Annotated in this window: 5 protein-coding genes and 1 other RNA gene; 4 read left to right on the top strand and 2 right to left on the bottom strand. The window is 62.1% G+C overall.

The features are described 5' to 3' along the window. On the top strand, positions 1-477 hold a 477-nt coding region (locus E4L98_RS03455), incomplete at its 5' end, for a hypothetical protein (protein ID WP_205746654.1). A 57-nt stretch (positions 478-534) separates the two neighbouring features. Here the strand turns inward: E4L98_RS03455 and E4L98_RS03450 are convergent. Then, the gene (locus E4L98_RS03450) at positions 535-1,377 is read right to left on the bottom strand and encodes a lytic transglycosylase domain-containing protein (RefSeq protein ID WP_229257226.1); all 843 of its coding nucleotides are present in this window, start codon (positions 1,375-1,377) and stop codon (positions 535-537) included. 531 nt (positions 1,378-1,908) lie between these two features. On the opposite strand from E4L98_RS03450, the gene ubiD reads away from it, so the two are divergent. Both ubiD and ffs read left to right on the top strand, forming a co-directional pair. Then, on the top strand, positions 1,909-3,393 hold the full coding sequence (gene ubiD / locus E4L98_RS03445) for a 4-hydroxy-3-polyprenylbenzoate decarboxylase (RefSeq protein ID WP_135200176.1): 1,485 nt from the start codon (positions 1,909-1,911) through the stop codon (positions 3,391-3,393). A gap of 16 nt (positions 3,394-3,409) precedes the next feature. Continuing rightward, an RNA gene (gene ffs, locus E4L98_RS03440) (signal recognition particle sRNA small type) lies at positions 3,410-3,508 on the top strand. A 33-nt stretch (positions 3,509-3,541) separates the two neighbouring features. On the opposite strand, the gene E4L98_RS03435 is transcribed toward ffs, so the two are convergent. Continuing rightward, a complete protein-coding gene (locus E4L98_RS03435) occupies positions 3,542-4,195 on the bottom strand; it encodes a DUF2987 domain-containing protein (RefSeq protein WP_135200175.1) in 654 nt (217 codons plus the stop codon). A 113-nt stretch (positions 4,196-4,308) separates the two neighbouring features. On the opposite strand from E4L98_RS03435, the gene dnaX reads away from it, so the two are divergent. Beyond that, positions 4,309-5,490: DNA polymerase III subunit gamma/tau (dnaX, locus tag E4L98_RS03430; protein ID WP_135200174.1), on the top strand; the 1,182-nt coding region annotated here is incomplete at its 3' end.

Here is a 5,490-nt window from a genome sequence, read left to right as displayed (position 1 = left end):
TCGATCATCGCTCCTCATATGCAAAAAGGCAATTCTCGTCAGCACCACGCGCCGCAGCCGCCGACACCGCAGCCGATTACGCCGCACTCCGACATCGCCGAGCCGCCGCCGCAGGCCATCAGCCGGAACGCGCCTGCCGATCCGTTTGCCGCGCCGGCCAAGCCGGAGCTGACGCTGAAGGAGCGCGCGCTGCTGGGTGCCGCCAAGGCCGACCAGCAGCTGCGCAAGGAAGCCTGGACGCAGCGCGACCGCAAATACGTGAATGATGAAAGTGCGCTGGCCACGGCGCTGGGCAAAGCCTGGCAGGGCGGGGAGGTGCAAACGGTGGAAATGGTCGGCGCGGATGGCAGCCGCATCACCAAGTGGATCATGCCGGGCGGCAAAGCCGTATGTTATTACGCCGCGCCGAATACCTTCAGCGGCGGCCGCGATCCGTTCCGCGACAGCGGCCGGCTCAGCGTGCGCGCTTGCCCCTGAGTCCGGACGAAAAAAAAGCTACCAGACCACGGTAGCTTTTCATTGCCGCCTGAAAGATTACAGGCCGGCGATCTGGGTATCGTTGACCGACTTGTCGGCGGCGGCCACCGGCGCAGCCTTGGCCGGCGCCGCAGCGGTCATCACTGGCGTGATGGTCGGCACTTTCTTGCCTGCCGAGACTTGCTTCAGACGCTGGTATTCTGCCAGCACTTTCGAACCGTAACCTTCGTCGTTGTCGAAGGCGCCGGCGCCGACGTAGCTCTTCAGGCCGGCTTCGACCGAGCCGCCCCGGGTCACGTAATCCTTGAGGATCAGCGCGCCGACGCGGATGTTGGCCACCGGGTTCAGCGCAGCCTGGGCGCCGCCCATGTCCTGGAATTTCTCATGGTGCACCTTGGACATCACCTGCATCAGGCCCTGCGCGCCCATCGGGCTTTCCGCGAACGGGTTCAGGCCCGATTCGATCGCCATCACAGCCAGGATCAGCAGCGGGTCCAGCTTGATTTCACGCGCCGTCAGGTAGGCGGTGGAGACCAGCATATTGGTGGCGTCGCCGGCCACGCGGTAACGCTTGGACAGCCAGCTGGTCACCCATTTCTGCTGCTTCTCGGAGCCCAGCAGGGTTTTTTCTTCGGCCGTCAGTTCGGCGGCGGCAGGCGTCGCGGCGGGCGCCTCCATCAATTCCGACAGTGGCGGTGCAATGACTGCCGGCACTTCCACTGCAGGCGAACGGTTCAGGCTGTCGCTGAGGGCTTTGGCCAGATCCGGACGGACAAACAATACTGCCATTACGACTAAAGCGCTGACACCGACGATGGTCAAAGTGTGCTGGGCGGTGGTCAATACGCCCTTGGCCGAAATGCGCGCCGTGGAAAACCACGCGGCTGGCTGGCGAGCCATGGAACGGGCAACCTCAGTTGCACCGGTAATGCTATTAATCATAGAGTTCCCCTGAAATGTCCGTAAAAGCGGGTCCCTGCCAGCGTCATACGCAGCTACACAGGTGTGCTCATGCCGTGCATCAGAAATATCTCGTTCGTCGTCGCTGTAGGAAAGCACACGAGAACGCCATCATTGCTTGCTTGTTGCTGATCTCTCCGAACGGAGTCAACCAGATGCAATACAACTACTTACCGGGGGGGAAGGCAGACGCCTTGTGAAAACACTCCTTAAAATGTCATGTGGAGCCCCGGACTCCGTGAATGAATGAGCGACAACTGATCGTAGTTCGCGTGAGGTCCTGAGACCTGTCCTCTTCAAGTAGGGTGGATTGTAGGGGGCGTTTTATATCAAGTCAATACTAACAAAATTCGTTCTTATAACTTATAAATCTAGATTTTTGCCTTGTGTTCGCTGGAAAACCAATAAAATCAATTACTTGACCTGTATTTTTAAACAGTGCGCTTTAATGTAAGAAAATTTTAAAAAACGATGAAATATTCCGATCTGCGAGATTTTATTTCTCAACTGCAACGGATGGGCGAACTTAAGCCCATTTTGACCCCAGTTTCGCCGCATTTAGAGATGACCGAGGTGTGCGACCGCACTTTGCGGGCCGCCGGCCCGGCCTTGCTGTTCCAGCATCCGACCGGTCACAGCATCCCGGTGCTGGGCAATCTGTTCGGCACGCCGCGCCGCGTGGCCCTGGGCATGGGCGCCAACGAAGTCAGCGAACTGCGCAAGATCGGCCACGTGCTGTCGCGCCTGAAAGAGCCGGAGCCGCCGAAAGACTTCAAGGACCTGATGGGCCTGGGCTCGCTGGTCAAGGCCGTCTGGGACATGGCGCCGAAGGAGCTGCGCGGCGCGCCGTGCCAGGAAATCGTCTGGGAAGGCGCCGACGTCGACCTGGGCAGGCTGCCGATCCAGCACTGCTGGCCGGGCGACGTGGCGCCGCTGATCACCTGGGGCCTGGTGATCACCAAGGGGCCTAATAAGAAGCGCCAGAACCTGGGCATTTACCGCCAGCAGGTGCTGGGGCCGAACAAGGTGATCATGCGCTGGCTGGCGCACCGCGGCGGCGCGCTGGACTTCCGCGAGCACGCGATCCAGAGCAAGGGCAAGCCCTATCCGGTGTGCGTGGCGCTGGGCGCCGATCCCGCTACTATATTAGGTGCGGTGACGCCGGTGCCGGACAGCCTGTCCGAATACCAGTTCGCCGGCCTGCTGCGCGGCAGCCGCACCGAGCTGGTCAAGGCCATCGGCAGCGAGCTGCGCGTGCCGGCCTCGGCCGAGATCGTGCTGGAGGGGCATATCTATCCGGACGAGAACCACCCGTCCGGCTACGAGCACGCGCTGGAGGGGCCGTACGGCGACCACACCGGCTATTACAATGAGCAGGACTGGTTCCCGGTGTTCACCATCGACCGCATCACCATGCGCCGCGACCCGATCTATCACTCGACCTACACCGGCAAGCCGCCGGATGAGCCGGCCGTGCTGGGCCTGGCGCTGAACGAGGTATTCGTGCCGCTGTTGCAGAAGCAGTTCAGCGAGATCACCGATTTCCACCTGCCGGCCGAAGGCTGCAGCTACCGCATGGCGGTGGTGCAGATCAAGAAGCAGTATGCCGGCCACGCCAAGCGCGTGATGTTCGGCGTGTGGAGCTTCCTGCGCCAGTTCATGTATACCAAGTTCATCGTGGTGGTGGACGAAGACGTCAACATCCGCGACTGGAACGAGGTGATCTGGGCGATCACCACCCGCGTCGATCCGACCCGCGACACCACGCTGGTCGACAATACGCCGATCGACTATCTGGATTTCGCCTCGCCGGTGAGTGGCCTGGGCAGCAAGATGGGCATCGACGCCACCAACAAATGGCCGGGTGAAACCAGCCGCGAGTGGGGCACGGTGATCACCATGTCGCCCGAGGTGAAGACGCGCGTGGATCAAATTTGGCAGGAGCTGGGGCTGTAAGGTATAATCGTGGCCGGGCGGGCCCCTGCGCATTGTGGCATGGTCAACCTGGTCAGGTCGGGAACGAAGCAGCCACAGCCGTTCACCACAAGTGCCGCAGATCAGGCTCGCCTCCTCATCCCAAAAGCCGCTCATCGAGCGGCTTTTTTCATTCCGTGTCCAGTTCGGCTTCGTAAGGCCGTTCGGAGGCCACCATCGGCGGGTTGTCCTTGAGGATGCTGTTGTCGAGCTTGAGCCGGATCTGGTTCTTGGCGTCGGTGTTGTAGACCGTGCCGCCGACTTTCAGCTGGGCGGGGTGGTTGAACTTGAAGTTCACCACCTTGACGCTGGGCGCGAACATGCTCAGCGCGCCGGCCATCTTCTTGATCGCCTGGTTCATCTGGCCGACGCTGGACATCACTTGTGCATAGTTCCACTGCTGGCCGTCCGGCAGCGGCGTCACGGCGTCGTAATTGATCTCGGATTTTTCTTCCTTCGGCAGGCTGGTCATGATTTTGGTGTCGTCCGTCATCCACTTGGGATTGGGCGCCAGCGGCAGGCGGAAGTCGGCCGTCAGCGCGGGCAAGGGCTGGCGCTCGCCGCCGTGCACCACGGTCAGCACCACGTCCGACGGCTTGTAGTTCTTGTTGCGCGGCTTGACGGTGACGTACAGGTTGATCTTGTCGCGCTCGGCCGCGGGGATGGCGTAGAACTTGTCGAGACGCAGGTCTTCCATCAGCTTTTTATAGGGCGCGAATTCGCGCTCGTCGGCGTGGGCGGCGAGCGCCAGCGGCAGCAGGCAGAGCAGGGCAAGTTTTTTCATTTTCGGCTTGTTGAAAGAAAAACAAATTGTAGGGCAGAATGGCCGACTTACCTAATCCGGCCGCGACTTGTTACAATTGCCGCTTTCGCCCCCGTCTACGGTAAAATCCCAGCATGTCCTATCAAGTCCTCGCTCGTAAATACCGTCCCAAGAACTTTGAAACGCTCGTCGGCCAGGAGCACGTCGTGCGCGCGTTGACGCACGCCCTGCACAGCGGGCGGCTGCATCACGCCTATCTGTTCACCGGGACGCGGGGCGTCGGCAAGACCACCTTGTCGCGGATTCTGGCCAAGTCGCTCAACTGCGTGGGACCGGACGGCAACGGCGGCATCACCGCCACGCCGTGCGGCGTGTGCGAGGCATGTACCGCGATCGACAGCGGCCGCTTCGTCGATTACATCGAGATGGACGCGGCGTCCAACCGCGGCGTCGACGAGATGGCGCAACTGCTGGAGCAGGCGGTGTACGCGCCGACCAATGCGCGCTTCAAGGTCTATATGATCGACGAGGTGCACATGCTGACCAACCATGCCTTCAATTCCATGTTGAAGACGCTGGAGGAACCGCCCGAGCACGTGAAGTTCATCCTGGCGACCACCGATCCGCAAAAGATCCCGGTGACGGTGCTGTCGCGCTGCCTGCAGTTCAATCTGAAGCAGATGCCGCCGGGGCACATCATCGGCCACCTGGAAAATATTCTGGGGCAGGAGGGCATCAGCTTCGAGCATCCCGCCTTGCGTCTGCTGGCCACCGGCGCCCACGGTTCGATGCGCGATGCCTTGTCGCTGACCGACCAGGCGATCGCCTACGCCGCCGGCGAGGTGACGCTGGACGCGGTGCAGGGCATGCTGGGCGCGCTGGACCAGTCGTATCTGATCCGCCTGCTCGATGCGCTGGCGGCGCAGGATGGCGCCGACCTGCTGGCGGTGGCCGACGAGATGGCCACGCGCAGCCTGTCGTACAACGGCGCCTTGCAGGACCTGGGCACCTTGCTGCACCGGATCGCGCTGGCGCAGACGGTACCGGCCGCGGTGCCGGAAGATTTGCCCGAGTATGCCGATATCGTGCGTCTGGCCCAGGCCTTCGATGCGGAAGAGGTGCAGCTGTATTACCAGATCGCGGTGCACGGCCGTAACGAGCTGGGCCTGGCGCCCGACGAGTATGCCGGCTTCTCGATGACCTTGCTGCGCATGCTGGCCTTTCGGCCCGGGGTAGGCGGCGCGGAAGGACAGCCGGCCGCGGCGCCGGCCGTATCGCGTCAGGCGGCGATGGCGTCGGCCCGCGCGGCCGCAGGC

The organism is Duganella callida, from assembly GCF_004614165.1.
Taxonomy (GTDB): Bacteria; Pseudomonadota; Gammaproteobacteria; order Burkholderiales; family Burkholderiaceae_D; genus Rugamonas; species Rugamonas callida.
The sequence above is the reverse complement of the archived record's forward strand: the minus strand, read 5'-3'. Positions and strand labels throughout refer to the sequence as shown.